This is a genomic window from Streptomyces sp. SID8352, from assembly GCF_009862265.1.
Lineage (GTDB): Bacteria > Actinomycetota > Actinomycetes > Streptomycetales > Streptomycetaceae > Streptomyces.
This window is the reverse complement of sequence record NZ_WWGX01000052.1, coordinates 18146-34508: the sequence shown is the minus strand read 5'-3', so window position 1 is coordinate 34508 and position 16363 is coordinate 18146. Positions and strand designations below refer to the sequence as shown.

13 protein-coding genes and 1 pseudogene are annotated in these 16363 nt (G+C 75.9%); 6 read left to right on the top strand and 8 right to left on the bottom strand.

Going from position 1 to position 16363, the window contains the following annotated elements; translation table 11 throughout:
- Positions 1-24: 24 nt before the first annotated feature.
- From GTY84_RS18055 to GTY84_RS18045, 3 genes are all read right to left on the bottom strand, one after another.
- Positions 25-909: an IS5 family transposase gene (locus GTY84_RS18055; RefSeq protein WP_161224881.1), complete on the bottom strand. Its 885-nt coding sequence runs from the start codon at positions 907-909 to the stop codon at positions 25-27.
- Positions 910-1094: 185 nt separating this feature from the next.
- Entirely contained in the window at positions 1095-1895 is an 801-nt protein-coding gene (locus tag GTY84_RS18050) for an SDR family NAD(P)-dependent oxidoreductase (RefSeq protein WP_161227315.1), read from the bottom strand.
- A gap of 50 nt (positions 1896-1945) precedes the next feature.
- Entirely contained in the window at positions 1946-3415 is a 1470-nt protein-coding gene (locus tag GTY84_RS18045; protein WP_237532346.1) for an MFS transporter, read from the bottom strand.
- 335 nt (positions 3416-3750) lie between these two features.
- On the opposite strand from GTY84_RS18045, the gene GTY84_RS18040 reads away from it, so the two are divergent.
- Positions 3751-4248, top strand: coding sequence for a MarR family transcriptional regulator (locus tag GTY84_RS18040; RefSeq protein ID WP_161227314.1), 498 nt, complete (start codon positions 3751-3753; stop codon positions 4246-4248).
- Between the two features lie 775 nt (positions 4249-5023).
- On the opposite strand, the gene GTY84_RS18035 is transcribed toward GTY84_RS18040, so the two are convergent.
- Entirely contained in the window at positions 5024-5896 is an 873-nt protein-coding gene (locus GTY84_RS18035) for a universal stress protein (protein ID WP_161227313.1), read from the bottom strand.
- A 245-nt stretch (positions 5897-6141) separates the two neighbouring features.
- On the opposite strand from GTY84_RS18035, the gene GTY84_RS18030 reads away from it, so the two are divergent.
- The 5 genes and pseudogenes from GTY84_RS18030 to GTY84_RS34675 all read left to right on the top strand — a co-directional run bounded on the left by GTY84_RS18030 (position 6142) and on the right by GTY84_RS34675 (position 11953).
- Complete coding sequence (locus GTY84_RS18030; RefSeq protein WP_161227312.1) at positions 6142-9084, top strand: helix-turn-helix transcriptional regulator; 2943 nt, start codon at positions 6142-6144, stop codon at positions 9082-9084.
- A gap of 731 nt (positions 9085-9815) precedes the next feature.
- Positions 9816-10775, top strand: a complete 960-nt coding sequence (locus GTY84_RS18025; RefSeq protein ID WP_161227311.1) for a threonine/serine dehydratase — start codon at positions 9816-9818, stop codon at positions 10773-10775.
- A gap of 19 nt (positions 10776-10794) precedes the next feature.
- Positions 10795-10902, top strand: a pseudogene (locus tag GTY84_RS33945) (LLM class F420-dependent oxidoreductase); the annotation flags it as partial.
- Positions 10903-11039: 137 nt separating this feature from the next.
- The gene (locus GTY84_RS18020) at positions 11040-11465 is read left to right on the top strand and encodes an SsgA family sporulation/cell division regulator (protein ID WP_161227310.1); all 426 of its coding nucleotides are present in this window, start codon (positions 11040-11042) and stop codon (positions 11463-11465) included.
- Positions 11466-11830: 365 nt separating this feature from the next.
- The gene (locus tag GTY84_RS34675; RefSeq protein ID WP_272919229.1) at positions 11831-11953 is read left to right on the top strand and encodes a hypothetical protein; all 123 of its coding nucleotides are present in this window, start codon (positions 11831-11833) and stop codon (positions 11951-11953) included.
- Positions 11954-12014: 61 nt separating this feature from the next.
- Here the strand turns inward: GTY84_RS34675 and GTY84_RS18015 are convergent, their stop codons facing one another.
- The 4 genes from GTY84_RS18015 to GTY84_RS18000 form a co-directional block, all read right to left on the bottom strand.
- A complete protein-coding gene (locus GTY84_RS18015; RefSeq protein ID WP_161227309.1) occupies positions 12015-12998 on the bottom strand; it encodes an aldo/keto reductase in 984 nt (327 codons plus the stop codon).
- Positions 12999-13161: 163 nt separating this feature from the next.
- Complete coding sequence (locus GTY84_RS18010; RefSeq protein ID WP_345943477.1) at positions 13162-14403, bottom strand: FAD-dependent monooxygenase; 1242 nt, start codon at positions 14401-14403, stop codon at positions 13162-13164.
- A 363-nt stretch (positions 14404-14766) separates the two neighbouring features.
- Positions 14767-15456, bottom strand: coding sequence for a ribonuclease H (locus GTY84_RS18005; RefSeq protein WP_161227307.1), 690 nt, complete (start codon positions 15454-15456; stop codon positions 14767-14769).
- A 42-nt stretch (positions 15457-15498) separates the two neighbouring features.
- Positions 15499-16293, bottom strand: coding sequence for a VOC family protein (locus GTY84_RS18000; protein ID WP_161227306.1), 795 nt, complete (start codon positions 16291-16293; stop codon positions 15499-15501).
- Positions 16294-16363 lie beyond the last annotated feature (70 nt).

The following is a 16363-nucleotide window of genomic DNA, read 5'->3' as shown; positions in this document are numbered from 1 at the left end:
AGAAAGTGTTGGGTAACTGGGCGATTACTCGTATTTAAGGTCGTCGGCGAGGCGGCGGGCTGCTTCGGTTTCGATGGGACCGCGCGGTTCGATGTCCTCGCTGGCCAGTCGGGCGGCCATGAGCCGGATCATGGCCACCTTGATCATCGCTTCGGCGTGCGCGGTCTTGCGCTCGTAGTCCCGTGCCAACCGTCTGCACCGTCCCAGCCAGGAGAATGTCCGTTCGACCACCCACCTGCGGGGCAGCGCCTGGAAGCCTTTCACATCCGCGTTGCGCGGCACGGGGACGATCTCGAGGTTCTCGTGTTCGGCAGCCCAGCCGACGAGCGAGGCGTCCACGACGTTGATGTAGCCGCCGTCGGTCCAGACCAGTCCGACCTGCGGGAACAGCTCCCGGATGCCGCCGAGGACCAACTTCGCGCCCGCCCGGTCCTGCACGGAAGCCGAGTGCGCGACCGCCCGCAGCACGAGCCCGCAGGTGTCCACGAGCAGGTGCCGCTTGCGGCCCCGCACGCGTTTGCCCGCGTCGTAGCCGATCGCCTGACCGCCCTGGTGACTGCGGGCCGACTGCGAGTCGAGCACCGCCGCCGACGGCTGCGGATCCCGCCCGTCCGCGCTCCTGACCCGGTCGCGAAGCGCGTCGTGGACCCGGTCCCACGTGCCGTCCGCAGTCCAGGCCCGAAACCAGCGGTAGGCCACGTCCCACGGAGCGAGGTCGTGCGGCACCAGCCTCCAGGCACACCCGCTGACCAGCACATACAACACCGTGTCCACGACCAGACGGCGCGGGAACTTCAACGGCCGGCCACCCCGGCGCGGATCCCGCACCGGCAGCAGTGGCTCGATCACCGCCCACTGAGCATCCGTCAACGACGAGTCATAGGACGGCTTGCACGAACAGACACACATGGTGGTGATCTTCACGGAAACCCCGACCGCAAAGATCACCACCAGCACATCACAGAACGCAGTCGATCACTTACCCAACACTTTCTGAGGCGCCGCGGCAGGCCTCCACCACGGCGAGGCGTCGGGACACCCCGGCCCGGCCCCGGTGACGCGATGCCGCCGGAGCCGGGCCGCGTCCGGGTCTTCTACTCCTGCGGGAGCATGGCGCGACGGCCGGGCGCGGCGGAGGACTGCATGGTCATCCCGCCGTCGACGACCAGGAGCTGGCCGGTGAGGTAGCGGGACTCCTCGGAGGCGAGGAAGACCATGGCGTGCCCGATGTCCTCGGGAGAGCCCAGGTAGGGCAGGGCGTTGCCGTTCCGCAGCCCGTCGATGACCTCCACCGGCAGGTTGTTCTCCAGGGCGGGCGTCATCACGGCGCCGGGGGCGATGGCGTTGCACCGGATGTTCCGGGGGCCGTACTGGGTGGCGATGGACTTGGTCATGCTGACCACCGCGGCCTTGACGGCGCCGTACGAGGTCTGGAGGACGTCCCCGACGAGCGCGGCGACGGAGGCGGTGTTGATGATCGAGCCGCCGCCGGCGCGGATCATGTGGGGTATCGCGTGCCGGGAGCCGAGCAGTGTGCTGCGCATGTTGAGGCGGACGGCCCGGTCGAACTCGTCCATGTCCATCCGGAGCACGTCGAGGTCGGTACGGGGGTTGGTGCCGCCCACGTGGTTGCACAGGACGTGCAGGGCGCCGTACTCCTCGACGGTGGCACCGATCATGGCGGCGATGGAGTCCTCGTCGAGCACGTTCACCGTGAGGGGCAGGGCCTCGCCGCCCTGGGCGGTGATCAGGTCGGCGGTCTCCCGCGCGGCCGCGGTGTCGTGGTCGGCGACGACGACACGGGCACCCTCCTCGCTCATCAGTCCCGCGGCGGCGCGGCCGATGCCGCTGCCGGCCCCGGTGATGACGGCTACCTTGTCCCGCAGACGGTTCATGGTGGTACTTCTCCTTGCTGGTACTGCCGGTGGGCGGGAAGCCCCCGGTCTCAGTGCTTTCCGGTGCCGGCCGGCAGGGCGTCCCGCAGGCTCGCGGCGGATTCGGTGTGCGCGGCGTGCCCGGCCGCGGCGCGGGCGCGCGGTATCGCGAGGGTGAGCAGGAGACCGGCGACGGAGGCGAGCACCGCCACCACGTAGGTCATCCGGAACCCCTGCTCGGACGGCAGGTGCGCCGGTCCGAGGCTCATGGTCATGTTCGCCAGGATCGCGGCCATGACCGCGCTGGCCGCCGAGGTGCCGATGGAGCGCATCAGCGCGTTGACCCCGTTGGCGGAGGCCGTCTCGCTCACCGGCACGGCGCCCATGATCAGGGCGGGCATGGCGGCGTAGGCGATGCCCACGCCCGCGCTGATCACCATGGAGGTGACGACGATCTGCCACACCTCGGCCATCAGCAGCAGTCCCACGCCGTAGCCGAGGCCGATGACCGCGACTCCGGTGAGGAGGGAGGTACGGGCGCCGTGGCGTGCGGTGATGCGGGCGGAGACGGGCGAGAGGGCCATCATGACGAGGCCGCCCGGCGCGAGGGCGAGGCCCGCGGCGAGGGTGGAGCGCCCCAGCCCGTAGCCGGTGGCCTCCGGCGACTGGAGCAGCTGGGGCAGCGTCAGCGACATGGCGTACATCGCGAAGCCGACCAGGACCGAGGCCAGGTTGGTGAAGAGCACGGGCCGCCGGACGGTGACCCGGAGGTCGACCAGCGGCTGGGACACCCGCGTCTCGTACCAGGCCCACAGCGCGAGCGTGAGCACACCGGCCCCGAGCAGCGACAGGGTCGTGACGCTGGTCCAGCCCCAGTCGCCGCCCTTGGTGACGGGGAGCAGGAGGAGCACCAGGCCGCCGGCGAGTCCGGCCGCGCCCGGCACGTCGAAGCGGCCCGGGGAGAGCCGGCGGGACTCGGAGAGCAGCAGGGTCACGAGCACCAGGCAGAGGGTGCCGAGACCGGCGGCCAGCCAGAACAGGACGTGCCAGTCGGTGCCCTGGGCGATGGCCGCCGAGACGGGCAGGCCGATCGCGCCGCCCACTCCGAGGGTGGCGCTGACCAGGGACACGGCGCCGCCGATCCGGGCGGGCGGCAGCTCGTCGCGCAGGACGCTGATGCCGACCGGGATGACCCCCGTCGCCAGGCCCTGGAGCGCCCGGCCCACGATCATCGGGACCAGGCTGTCCGAGACGGCGCAGACGACGGAGCCCACGACGAGGACGGCCAGGCTGGCGACGAGCACCCGCCGCTTGCCGTACATGTCGCCGAGGCGTCCGGCGATGGGGGTGACCACGGCCGCCGCGAGCAGCGTGGCGGTGATCACCCAGGAGGCGTCGGACGCGGACGCGCCCAGCAGCTCCGGGAGCTTCGGGATGATCGGCACGACGAGCGTCTGCATCAGGGACACGACGATGCCGCTCAGGGCGATCACCGCGGTGATCGCGCCCGGCCCCGGGGTTCGGCTGTGACGGGTCGGCAAGAGGGTCTCCTTGTGGCGTTCCGGGTCTCGGTTGGTCGGCGGGCTGGGCGAAGGGCGCACGGCGTCCGGTGGACGCCGCCGTCCGGACCGGTGCGCGTCGGGCGGACCGGTCCGGCGGACCGACCGCCCCCGCCGCCGGCCCCGGCCCGGAACATCCGCTGTCCGGCTCCGGGCCGGGGCCGGCGGGTGACCGCCATGGCCGCAATGTGCATCATGCACACTCAGTGCACTGTACACATCGCGTGCACTGTGCACAATAGGGATGGGCGGCGGCGCCCGGCGCAGGCGGCATGGGCGATGATGGGGCGAGGTGTCGGCATGGGAAGGGGCAGGTCATGACGGAGCGGGAAGGTCGGCTGAGCGATCTGGAGAGGGAGCTGACGCTCCTGTCCCGGCACTTCCTCACCGCTCGCGGCCCCCGCATCGGCCAGAGCCTGGAGCGCTCCGCGTACGTCCTGCTCACCCGTCTGGAGATGAGCGAGCCGCTCACCCTCAAGGAGCTGGCGCACACCTTCCAGGTCGATGTCTCCACCATCAACCGCCAGGTCAGCGCCATGCTGAAGAACGGCTTGGTGGAGCGCATCCCCGACCCCGAAGGCGGTATCGCGCGCAAGTTCCGGCCCACGGAACTGGGGCTTGAGCGGCTGAGGGCCGACCGTGACATCAGCCTTGAGGGCACCGCGCGCCTCATCGACGCCACCGGGTGGACGCCGGGCAGGACGGGCGAGTTCCTGACCCTGCTGGCACAGCTCAACGAGGGCATCGCCCGGCTGGAGGGCCTCTCCTGGCCCGGGGACCACGCGGAGGGCTCCGCCCGGGCCGGGCAGGACTGACCCGCCGCTCCGCCTCGCGTCCGGTGGGCGGGGTGAGCGCGGGCGAGGCGGGGTGAAGGCGGGTGGCGACGCGGGCCGGGCGGACGGCGACCGGGGGCGCCCGGTGCTTGCCCCGCCCGGCGCTTCCCTGGTGCCCGGCGACCGGTGCAGTCGCGATCGCCCGGTACGGGGGCGTACGAATGATGCCGTCGCGATCGCCCGGTACGGACGGGTACGAAGTGGCCTCGGGTCCCCCTGCCCCATGGGGCGGCGGGGCGCCGACCGGGGGTGACCGGGCCGGTGGACCGGGCGGGGCCCGCCGTTCCGCAACGGGCCCGGCCCGCCGCTACTGAACAGTGCCTGCGCGGCCGTCCACACCAGCGCGTCCGACGCACCGGGTGAAACCGCTTCCCGCGGGGCGGGGCCCGAATCGCCGCCGTAGGCCCGGCGGCGGGGACGCCCCCGACCGGCCCGGGATGTTCGACGGAACCGGGACGGGCTCCTCAAGGGGCACCCGCCGGGGGCGGGCCCCACCGCCCGAGGGCTCCGGCCCCGGAGGCCCGCCCCCGGAGCAGTGCCGGCTTCCGGCGGCACCCCTTGCGCCACGCCACCCCGCCCAACCCGTCGGGGACGTACCCGGTCGGCCCCCGGGACCGCCCCCGACGCACCGGCGCGGACACCCCCGTCACGAACACGGCGTCACGGAGGCGGCATCACGAGCGGGCGGCCTTCGGGCGCGGCGCCAGGTGCTCCCGGCGGTGGTCCACCGCCGGGAGCACGCGGTCACGCACCCCCGTCAGGCGTGCGGTACCACCGCCACCGGGCACGGCGCGTGGTGCAGCACCCCGTGGGCGACGGAGCCGATTCGCGCGCCCACGGCGGTGCGGCGCGCCCGGCGGCCGACCACCACGAGCTGGGCGCCGCCCGCCACCGCCAGCAGCACCTGCCCGGCACTGCCCATCTCCACGTGCTCCACCACCGGCACGTCCGGGAAGCGCTCGCGCCAGGGACGCACCGCCTCCTCCAGCGCCTTGCGCTCGTACGGCTCCAGTCCCCCGGCCTCGTCGGCCAGGCGCAGCGAGCCGGGGCTGTAGGCGAAGACCGGCGGAAGCGTCCAGGCGCGCACGGCCCGTACCGAGGCACCGCGCGCCGCGGCGGTGGCGAAGGCGAAGCCCAGCACCTCGGCGCTGTCCTCCTCGTCGCCCTGCTGGCCGACGACGATCTCGCGGCCGGACGCCTCCGCGCTGGCCTCGTCCCCGGCGCGGACCAGGACGACGGGCCGGGTGGCCCCGGCGATGACCTGCTGGCCGACGGAGCCGAGCAGGAAGCCGACGACGGCCCCGTGCCCGCGCGAGCCGAGGACCAGGGTGTCGGCGTCGGCCGACACCGCGAGCAGGGTGTCGGCGGCGTCGCCCTCGCGGGCCTCGGTCGTCACCTCCAGCCCCGGGTGCCGGTCGGTGAGGGTGCGGGCCGCCCCGGCGACCGCGTCGAGCACCCACTTCTCCTGTGCCTCGCGATCCCCCTCGCCGCCCCCGCCCCGCGGGTCGAACCGCCAGGCGTGCGCGATGTGCAGCGGGGTCCCCCGGCGGACCGCCTCCCTGGCCGCCCAGGCCAGCGCGGCCAGGGACTCCTCCGATCCGTCCAGCCCTGCCGTGATCGGGCGCGTCATGCGGTTCCTCCTGTGTCGGGTTCCTGTGCGGCCCAGTCTTCACTACGGCACCACCGGGGTGTCGCGGCGGGCACCCCGGCCGTCGGCGCGCCCGCTCCGCGCGCCCCTCCGCCGCGGGGTGGGGCGGTCCCCACGGCGCGGACCGCGGCCGTCCCGCGTCGGCCGTCGCAGGGGCCCTTCGGGGCGGGCCCGGCCGGGGCGGCGGCCGAGGACAGGGCGGGGCGGAGTCATGCCAGGATGGGGGGATGTCCGAGATCCCGGTCGGCAGACCCCTCGTCGGCCGTGGGGCCGAACTCGCCCGTCTCGACGGCGTGCTGGAGCGCGCCCGGGCCGGTGAGCCGCGAGCGGTGCTGATCGCCGGGGACGCGGGAGTGGGCAAGACGCGGACGCTGGACGAGGCCGCCGCGCGGGCCGCCGGTGCCGGGACGGCGGTGCTCACCGGGCACTGCGTCGACCTGGGCGACGTGGGCCTGCCGTATCTGCCGTTCACCGAGATCCTGGGCGCGCTGTCCGCCGACGGCCGGTTCGCGGACGTGCTCGCCGCCCATCCGGAGGCCGGGCGGCTGCTCGGCGGCGACGGGGCGTCCGGCGACGCCGCGCGCTCCGGGCGGCTGCGGCTGTTCGAGGACATGGCCGCCCTGTTCGCCGCGCTCGCGGAGACCGCACCGCTGCTGCTGGTCCTGGAGGACCTGCACTGGGCCGACCAGTCCTCCCGCGACCTGCTGCGGTTCCTGCTCAGCCGGGGGGTCCTGCAGCGGCCCGCGGGCGGCGCGCCCGGCCACCGCCTGGCCCTGCTCGCCTCGTACCGGGCCGACGACCTGCACCGGCGCCATCCGCTGCGTCCCCTGCTCGCGGAGCTGGTCCGGCTGCCCTCGGTGGAGCGGCTGGAGCTGCGTCCGCTGGCCGACGCGGACGTGGCCCGGCTGGTCCGCGCGCTGCGGGACCGGCCGCTCCCCGAGGCCGCGGTCCGCCGGATCGTGGACCGCGCCGAGGGCAACGCCTTCTACGCGGAGGAACTGGTCGCCGCCGCGGATCTGCCCGAGGGCGGCCTGCCCAGCGGCCTGGCCGATGTCCTGCTGATCCGTTTCGAGCGGCTCTCCGGCACCGCCCAGCGGGTGCTGCGCACCGCCGCCGTCGCCGGGCGCCGGGTCGGCCACGACCTGCTGCGGGACGCCGTGGCCCTGCCCGAGGCCGAGTTGGAGGAGGCGCTGCGCGAGGCCGTGGGGCACCGCATCCTCGTGGCGGGCTCCGGGGACACCTACTCCTTCCGGCACGCCCTGGCGCGCGAGGCGGTCTACGCCGATCTGCTGCCCGGTGAACGGGCCCGGCTGCACGGGGCGTTCGCCCGGCTGCTGACCGGCCGCGAGGGGCCGTCCGGGGGCGCCGCCGAGCGGGCGCACCACTACCGGGAGAGCCACGACCTGCCCGGGGCGCTGGCCGCGTCCCTGGAGGCGGCCGACCACGCCCGGCGGATGGGCGCGCCCGCCGAGGAGCTGCGGCAGGTGGAGGCCGCGCTGGACCTCTGGCCGGCGGTGCCCGACGGGGCGCGCCCGGCCGGGGCCGACACCGTGACGCTGACCCTGCGGGCCTCGGCCGCCGCCGCGCACGCCGGGGAGCTGCACCGGGCGGTGGCGCTCACCCGCTCCGCGCTGGCCGGGCTCGGCGAGGACTCCGACCTGGAACTGGCGGCACGGGTCCGCTACACGCTCGCCGGGAACCTGCTGAACGTCGACAACCTGAGCGCCGCCCACGCCCACAGCAGCGAGGCCCTGTCGCTGATCCCGGCCGATCCCCCGTCGCCGACGTGGGTGTGGGCGGCGGCCACCCATGTGGCGGCGGCGCGCCAGGTCGGTGAGACCGGCGTCGCCCTGGAGGTCGCCCGGCGGGCCGTGGCCGTCGCCGAGGAGCTGGGCGTCGCGGACGCGCGGGCCGACCTGCTGATCTCCCTGACCGGCCTGGAGGGCGAGGGCCGGACCACCCCCGGGGGCCGGGAACGGCTGCTGCGCGCGCGGGAACTGGCCCGGCGGGCGGGCAACGGCCAGGTCGAGATGCGGGCCCTGTTCAACCTGGCGATCGGCTGCTTCGAATCCGGCGAGCTGCGCGAGTGCCTCCAGCGGGCCGAGGAGGGCCTGGAGCGGGCCGGGCACTTCGGGCTGCTGTCCTCGCTGTATCCGAGGGCGATGAGCTATCTGCGGCACCTGGTGCACTACACGTTGGGCGACTGGGACACGCTCCTGGACGGCTCGCGGGACGGCGCCCGGGAGGCCGCCCGGGGTGGCGGCCACACCGCCGGCCCGGCGCTCTACGCGGCGCTGGCGCGCGGCGACCTCGGGGCCGCGGACCGGGCGCGGGCCCTGCTGGAGGGGCCCTGCGACTGGATGACCGCCCTGGTCGCGGGCATCGTGCTGACGGACGCCGCCGGGCTGCGCGGGGACGCCGCGGAGGCCGTGCGCCGGGCACGGAGCACCGTGGATGCGCTCACCGACGAGACGGGCGTCCTGCCCTCCGCCACCGTCCGCCTCGCGGCGCTCGCCCTGGGCGCGGTCGCGGACGCCGTGGGGACCGCCCCGGCGGCGGACGGACGGTGGAGGGCCACGGCGGACGAACTGGTGGGATTGGCGCGGGAGTCGGCCCGGCACGGCGAGGACGGGCTGCCGCAGGGGCCGGAGGGGCGGGCGTGGCTCGCCCGCGCCGAGGCGGAGTGGACGCGGGCGCTGTCCGGTCCGGACCCGGCTGCCTGGGAGCGGGCGGTGGCCGCGTTCGCGTACGGCGACTCCTACGAACGCGCGCGCTGCCGGCTGCGCCGGGCGGAGGCCCTGCTCGCCGAGGGCCGCCGCGAGGAGGCCGCCACCGAGGCCGACGCCGTCCGGGAGGAGGCCGACCGGCTCGGCGCGCTGCCGCTGCGGGAGCGGCTGGAGGACCTGCTGCGACGCGGGGGGCTGGCCGTCGGCGCGGGCGGCGACGGGCGGGCGGCGTCGTTGACCGCCCGTGAGGGGGACGTGCTGCGCCTGCTCGCCCTCGGGCACAGCAACCGGCGGATCGGCGAGGAGCTGTTCATCAGCGCCAAGACCGCGAGCGTGCATGTCTCCCGCATCCTCGCCAAGCTGGAGGCGTCGAGCCGTACGGAGGCGGTCGCGGTCGCCTACCGGGAGGGCCTGATCGCGCCGCAGCCGACCACTCCCGGCTGACCGGCCGATGCGGCCGCCGCCGGGACCGCGCGGAGCCGCCGGGGGCTCCGGCGGTGGCCGGGCGTCCGACGGCGTGCCCGTCGGCGGACCGGGCGGGAGGTGCGCGGGCACCGCTCTCGGCCCCCCGGACCTGACGGACCGAAGGGTACGTGGCGGCCCGGGGCGACGCGCCGCGCGGGGCTTACCTCGGCGGCGCGAAACGGGTCGCGGCAGCGGCAGCGGCAGCGGCAGCGGGAGACGAGACGCCGGGGCGTGCGGGGGCACCGCGGCCCGGGCCCGGGAACGGGCCTCGGACCCCGGGCCCCCCCGGACGACCGGCCGTCTCGGGCTCCCGCCACGCGGCGGCTCCCGGGCTGCCTCCGGCGGGACACGGCATCCGGCACCCCGGGCAGGGCTGTCCGGCGCAACCCCGCGCGCGAGGACCCCGGACCGAGGCGCCGGGGTGCGGGGCGGGGCGGGGCTCCGGGCCAAGGCGCCGGGGGTGAGCCGGAGCGGGGCTCCGGGCGGGGGCTCCGCCGGGGCGGGGCTCCGGGCGGGACTCCACCGGAGCGGGACTCCGGGCGAGGGCTCCACCGGGGCGGGCCGTCCGCCCACGGGCCGCTCCGCGCGGCCGTCCACCATCGGGCCGCGCCGCCGGGCGGTCCGGCGGCCCCCTCGCGTTGACCAGCGGCGCGGCGCGCGAAAGGCTGCGGAGCGACGCGGGGCCGGCCCGCGCCGGAAGGATGAGTGCCGTGATCGGGTTGACGCAGATCGAAGCCGCCGCCGAGCGGATCGCCGGGCATGTCGTACGCACGCCCACGGTGCCGAGCCCCGGCCTGTCCGGACTGCTCGGCGTCCCGGTCACCACCAAGCTGGAACTGCTCCAGCGCACCGGCTCGTTCAAGGCCCGGGGCGCGGTGGCGAAGCTGCTGTCGCTGACGCCGGACGAGCGGGCCGCCGGGGTGGTCGCGGTCAGCGGCGGCAACCACGGGATCGCCGTGGCGGTGATGTCCGCCGCCCTCGGGGTGCGGGCCACGGTGGTGATGCCCCGTACGGCGCCCGCCCGCTCCGTCGCGACGGCCGAGGAGGCGGGCGCGCTGGTCCGGCTGACCGACGGCATGGACAGCGCCTTCGCCCTGGTGGACGAACTGCGCGCGGAGGGCCTGACCCTGGTCCACCCCTACGACGACCCGCAGGTGGTCGCCGGGCAGGGCACGGTGGGGCTGGAGTTCGCCGAGGACGCCGGGGAGCTGACCGACGTGCTGGTGAGCATCGGGGGCGGCGGGCTGATCGCGGGGATCGCGGCGGCACTGCGGGCGCGGCGGCCGGGCCTGCGGATCTGGGGAGTGGAGACGGAGGGCGCGGAGTCCATGTCGCAGGCGCTGGCGAAGGGCGGGCCCACCCCCGTGCGGCTCTCGTCGATCGTCACGACGCTGAGCGCCCCGTCCGTCTCCCGGCTGACGTACGACCATGTGGCGGCCCTGGTCGACGAGGTCCTGGTGGTGCCGGACCGGGACGCCGTCGCGGGCTGCGTCGACCTGGCGGAGCACGGCAAGCTGTGGACCGAGCCGGCCGCCGGGTGCCTGCTGCCCGCGGCGCGGCGCGTGGTGGAGCGGGTCGGGGACGGCGCCCGGGTCGGGCTGGTGGTCTGCGGCGGCAACGCGACCACCGCCGACATGGCCGCCTGGACGGACCGTTTCGGCCTGCGCTGATCCGCGGGACGGCACCGGGGCGGAGGCCGGGTCCACCGAGGTGGCGCTGGTGCGGACCGGCGGGGAGAGCCGGCCGGACTTCCCGGACCGGCCGGAACGGACCCCGCTGCCCGCGCTCCGCTCGGCGCCGGACCGAACCATCCGACCGGCCGCCCGACACCCTTGCCCCGCACCGGAGTTGACGGAGTCGTCCGCCCACCCGGACATCATCCCGGCGGGCTGGGTACTAGAAGGGCCCATGTCCGTACTCCCGGAGGGCCCGTCGTGAACCCCGTCCTGCGCAAGACCCTGGTAGTCCAGCTCCGGACGGGTGAGGCCGACCGCTTCCCCCTCCTCGCCCACCTCCTCTACGACCCCGCCGATCCCTTCGCCCTGACCGTCACGTTCACGCATGAGGGCCGGGTGCTCGCCCGCTGGGCGCTGGACCGGCGGATGGTGGCCGAGGGCCTCACCCGGGAGGTCGGGGTGGGCGATGTGCGGCTGCGGCCGTGGGCCCGCGGGATGTGGGAGGAACTGCGCATGGAGTTCCTCGGCGATGTGCGGCCCGACGGGGAGCGCCACCGGGCCGTGGTGTTCGTCTGGGCGGTGCCGCTCGCGGCCTTCCTGCGCGAGACGCGGAAGGCGGTGCCGGAGGGCACCGAAGAGATCCGCATCGACGACGTCCTGGCGGCCCTGACGGCCGAGGGCTGACCCGGCCCGGCCCCGCCGGTGCGGGGTTCCGCGCGCCCGGGAGCGGCCGGGCCGCCCACGTCGGCCCCGGTTCGGGCGGGAACCCCGCGATTGCACGGACCGGGACACCCGAACCGGCAGAGGGGGAGAAGGATGTCCTGCCCTCAGCTCACCGTGCCGCTCAGCGGCGGCGACGACGCGCGGGCGGTGGCGCGCACCACGGAGGGGGTTGTTCGGGGCGTCCGGCGGGCTCCCGGGCGACGAGCGGGCGACCGTCCGCACGGCGACCTCGAGGCCCCGGCGCCCCCGGTACGCCCGTCCGTGAGCACCGTTCCGGCGGGCCGTCCGGCGCCGGGGCGTCCGGCGCCGCCCGGCCGCCCGCGCCGGTGACGGTCACCGCGCGGGGCGCCCCGGCGGCCGGGGCGGCGCTCGCCGTTGCCTTCACCGCGCGGGACGGGGACGCCGCCGGTGCCCAGGAACGGGAACGGCAGGCGCTCCTGCTGCCGTGAGCCCCGCGCGCCGGGCGGTCGTGTCCGCCCGGCGCACCCGATCACGGCACGGGAGCCGGGGTCACCAGCGGCCCTCGACCTGCTCCCGGACGCGCCGGTCGTAGAGGTCCCCGATCGCGGTGAGCGTCTCCTCGGACAGCTCCGGCAGCCGCGCGGCCTCGGAGTTGGCGCGGGCCTGCTCGGGCGAGCGGGCGCCGGGGATGACGGTGGTGACACCGGGCTGCCGCGCGATCCACCGCAGGGCGAGCTGCGCGGGCGTGTACCCCTCGGGGACGAGGGCGGAGAACTCCGCGGCGGCCTCCACGCCGGTGGCGAAGTCGACGCCGGAGAAGGTCTCGCCCTGGTCGAACGCCTCGCCGTGGCGGTTGAAGGTGCGGTGGTCGTCGGCCGCGAAGACGGTGTCCCTGGTGTACTTGCCGGTCAGCAGGCCGGAGGCGAGCGGCACCCGGGCGATGACGCCGACGCCCGCTTCCCGGGCGGCCGGGAGGACCTCGCGCAGCGGCTTCATCCGGAACGGGTTGAGGATGATCTGCACCGAGGCGACGTTCGGCCGGGCGATGGCGGTGAGGGCCTCGGCGCAGGTCTCCACGCTGACGCCGTAGGCGGTGATCCGCTCCTCCTCGACGAGGGTGTCCAGGGCGTCGAACACCTCGTCGCTGGAGTAGACGGGCGTGGGCGGGCAGTGGAGCTGCACCAGGTCGATCACGTCGACGCCCAGGTTCCGGCGGGAGCGGTCGTTCCACTCGCGGAAGTTGCCGAGGACGTAGTTCTGCGGGATCTGCTCGACCCGGCGGCCCATCTTGGTGGCGACCGTCACGCGCGGATCGGGCCGCCCGGCGAGGAATCCGGCGATGATCCGCTCACTGCGGCCGTCGCCGTAGACGTCGGCGGTGTCGAAGAAGGTGACGCCGGACTCGGCCGCCGCCTCCAGGACGGCGAGGGCCTCCCTCTCGTCGACGTCACCCCAGTCGGCTCCCAGTTGCCAGGTGCCGAGGCCGATCACGGATGCGTGCTGGTTCGACCTCTTGAAAGTGCGCTCGTCCATGGCGACAGTCTGTCATCAGGCGTTTTCCCGCACCGTGCGGGGCGGAAGCGTTCCCGTCGGGGGCGGCGCCCGGTCCGGCACCGGGCCGGAACCCGTTCGTCCCTCTCCGCCGCCGGGCCGGAAGACGTCCACCCGGCCCCGGAGCGTCCGGTCCCGGGCCGGGTCACCGCGCCGCCGGGACCCGCCGCTCCCCCGCCGCGTCCGGCATGCTGCGGGCCTGTACCGCGCGGGCGACCCTCGGGCCGAGCCAGTGCTTGAGGCGGCGCAGCGGCTCCAGCCGCCCGGCCGCCCGGTCCAGCCGGTAGTACATCTGCGGCGGGACATGGGGCAGCAGCGGGGAGTGGCGCTGGCCGAGCAGGGCGAACATCACCTCGGGCGGCAGACCGATGTAGCGGGGCAGGTTCTCGTACCACTGGGCGCTGTAGCGGGCGGCGCTCTGCACCGGGAGCAGGGCCGCCCGCCGTTCGCGCTCGTAGCGGGCCAGCGCCGCCGGGAGTCCTCGCTCCCCGTCGAGCGCGGCGGCGAGCGCCATGGCGTCCTCCAGGGCGAGCGTGGTGCCGGCGCCGACGGAGTAGTGGGTGGTGTGGGCGGCGTCGCCGAGCAGCACGAGGTTGCCCCGGGACCAGGTGCGGTTGGTGAGGGTGCGGAAGGTGGTCCAGGGGGCGGGTCCCGCGCCGGGGGCGGCGCGCCCGGTGAGCGGATGGCCGTCCAGGACCCCGGCGAACAGGTCCTCCAGCAGGGCCAGCCCCTCGGCCTCCTCCGCGCGGTCCAGGCCGAGCCCGCTCCAGGTGCCGGGCGCGCACTCGACGACGCAGGTGCTGCCCCGGGGACCGTAGCCGTAGCCGTACGCCCAGATCCAGCCGTGGGCGGTCTCGGCGAAGGCGAAGGTGAAGGCGTCGAGGACCTTGGTGGTGCCGAGCCAGAGGTAGGGGTTGCGGCCGGTCCTGATCCGGGTGCCGAAGTGGTCGGCGTACGCGGTGCGCAGGGCGCTGCGGACGCCGTCGGCGGCCACGACGAGGTCGGCGTCGGGCGGGTCGGAGGCGGTGACCTCGTCCTCGTAGGCGACGCGCACGCCCAGTGAGCGGGCGCGGGCCGCGAGGATCTCCAGCAGCCGGTGGCGGCCGATGCCGAAGCCCTCGTCGCCCCGGTGCCGGGCGACCGGGCCGCCCAGGTGGGCGACGCCGTCGCGCCAGCGCGCGGAGTGCTCCCCGACGGCGCGGGCGGACTCGGGGTCGTGCGCGTGGAGCCGGTCGAGGAGACCGCGCCAGTAGGTGACGCCCCAGCCGTAGGTGGAGCCCTCGGGGTCGCGTTCGTGGACGGTGATCTCGTGGGCGGGGTCCCGCAGCTTGAGCAGGATCGACAGATAGAGTCCGGCGGGCCCGCCGCCGACGCAAGCGACCTTCACACACACCCCTGCGATACGACCAAATCGGACATTTGGTGCGCAGGGTAGCAGGGGGTCGGGGCGGGTCCGGCGCATGGGCGCGGGCGGGCCGCGGCGTCCGGCGCGGGCGGGCCGCGGCGTCCGGCGCGGGCGGGCCGCGGCGTCCGGCGCGGAAGGGCCGCGGCGTCCGGCGCGGGAGGCCAAGCACCGTCGCGGGCCGGGCCTGGAGGGCGCCCCGGTGGACCGGGGAGGGGCGGGCGCGCCCGGGCGCCCGGTGCCGCGCCCGGGCACCGCCCGGCGCCGGGCGTCCCGGTCCCGCCGGGCGTCCCGGTCGCGGCGGGCGTCCCGGTCGCGGCGGGCCCCGGCGCGCGGCCGGGGGAAGCGCTATCCGGCCGCCGCGGTGCGGCAGTCCGGGTGGCCCCAGCCCTGGTCGTTCCTGGCGATGGACTCACCGGCCGCGTAGGACCGGCCGCAGACGCAGCGCCCGGGGAACTTGGCCTTCAGCGTCCGCGAGGAACCCCCGCCCTTGCGGGCCGCAGCGCCGGGCTTGCGCCGGGTGGCGGTGCGGACGGCCGGGACGTCCGGGGAGGGCGGCGGTTCCGGGGAGCCGAGGGCGCTGCTCGCGCTCTCCTGATCGGTGGCCGCCCGGCTGGCCGCGCGGTCCGCGAAGTCGTTCAGCGGGTCGCCGTCGATCTGGTGGGCGGGGACGTAGCGGAAGTCGACCGAGCGTCCGTCGAGCAGGGCGTCGATGCGGACGACGAGTTCCTGGTTGGCGACCGGCTTGCCGGCGGCGGTGCGCCAGCCGTTGCGCTTCCAGCCGGGCAGCCAGGTGGTGACGGCCTTCATGGCGTACTGGGAGTCCATCCGGACCTCCAGCGGCACGTCCGGGTCGGTCGACGCCAGGAGCTGTTCCAGCGCGGTGAGTTCGGCGACGTTGTTGGTGTTCCTGCCGAGCGGGCCCGCCTCCCAGCGGACCGGCGTCCCGGAGGTGTCGGCGAGGACCCAGGCCCAGCCGGCCGGGCCCGGGTTCCCCTTCGAGGCCCCGTCGCACGCGGCCACTGCTCGTTCACGCATGCGCCGATCATGCCATGGTCCGGCGGGGCTCCCGGACGTGCCTCAGGAGACCTCGCCGAGGGTGGGCGTCTCCCCCCGGGTCCGGGTCACGTCGATGACCGAGAAGTGTGCGCCCTGCGGGTCGCCCAGCGCCGCGAACCGGCCGAAGGGACTGTCCATCGGGCCGAACCGCAGCGTCCCGCCCCGCTCGGTGGCGCGGGAGACCGCCGCGTCGCAGTCGTCGACGGTGAAGTAGACGTTGACGAAGGACGGCATCCCGGGCGGGAAGTCGTCCGTCATCGCCATCCTGCCGAGCACCGTGCCGTCCTTCGTGTCGTAGACCCGGAAGTCCATGCCCGCGTCCTCCATCCGCCGCGTGGTGTAGGGGAAGACGGCGGGGAAGAACGCGTCGGCCGCGGCGGGGTCGCGGGTGAAGACCTCGGCCCAGCAGAAGGCTCCGGGCACGCCGACCGCCCCGAACCCCTCGTGGCTGCCGGGCTGCCAGACGCCGAAGACGACGCCGCCGGGATCGCGGGCCAGGCACATGGTGCCGAAGCCGTCGACGCGCATGGGCTCCGCGAGGACCTCGCCCCCGGCCTCGCGGACCCGTTCCGCGGTCGCCGCCGCATCCGGGGAGGCCAGGTAGAGGCACCAGCGGGCGACCTCGTGGCCGGGTGCGGGCGGGACCACGGCGGCCACCGCGCTGTCGCCCGCGTAGGCCTGGGTGTAGTCGCCGAACTCCGTCGGCATGTCGCGGAAGGTCCAGCCGAGGACGGCGCCGTAGAAGGCCTTGGCCCCCTCGACGTCGCCGCACATCACATCGGCCCAGCACGGGGCCCCTTCGGTCGGTGCGGCCATGGCTGCCGCCTCCTCTGTCTGACTCGGTGGGGGTCGCCCGCGCACGGGTGCGCCGCGGGCGCTGTCGGTG

What these genes read in the sequence shown, in the direction of transcription:
- GTY84_RS18055 (WP_161224881.1), bottom strand. Translation starts at nt 909, where the DNA reads ATGTGTGTCTGTTCGTGCAAGCCGTCCTATGACTCGTCGTTGACGGAT.
- GTY84_RS18050 (WP_161227315.1), bottom strand. Translation starts at nt 1,895, where the DNA reads ATGAACCGTCTGCGGGACAAGGTAGCCGTCATCACCGGGGCCGGCAGC.
- GTY84_RS18040 (WP_161227314.1), top strand. Translation starts at nt 3,751, where the DNA reads ATGACGGAGCGGGAAGGTCGGCTGAGCGATCTGGAGAGGGAGCTGACG.
- GTY84_RS18035 (WP_161227313.1), bottom strand. Translation starts at nt 5,896, where the DNA reads ATGACGCGCCCGATCACGGCAGGGCTGGACGGATCGGAGGAGTCCCTG.
- GTY84_RS18030 (WP_161227312.1), top strand. Translation starts at nt 6,142, where the DNA reads ATGTCCGAGATCCCGGTCGGCAGACCCCTCGTCGGCCGTGGGGCCGAA.
- GTY84_RS18015 (WP_161227309.1), bottom strand. Translation starts at nt 12,998, where the DNA reads ATGGACGAGCGCACTTTCAAGAGGTCGAACCAGCACGCATCCGTGATC.
- GTY84_RS18005 (WP_161227307.1), bottom strand. Translation starts at nt 15,456, where the DNA reads ATGCGTGAACGAGCAGTGGCCGCGTGCGACGGGGCCTCGAAGGGGAAC.
- GTY84_RS18000 (WP_161227306.1), bottom strand. Translation starts at nt 16,293, where the DNA reads ATGGCCGCACCGACCGAAGGGGCCCCGTGCTGGGCCGATGTGATGTGC.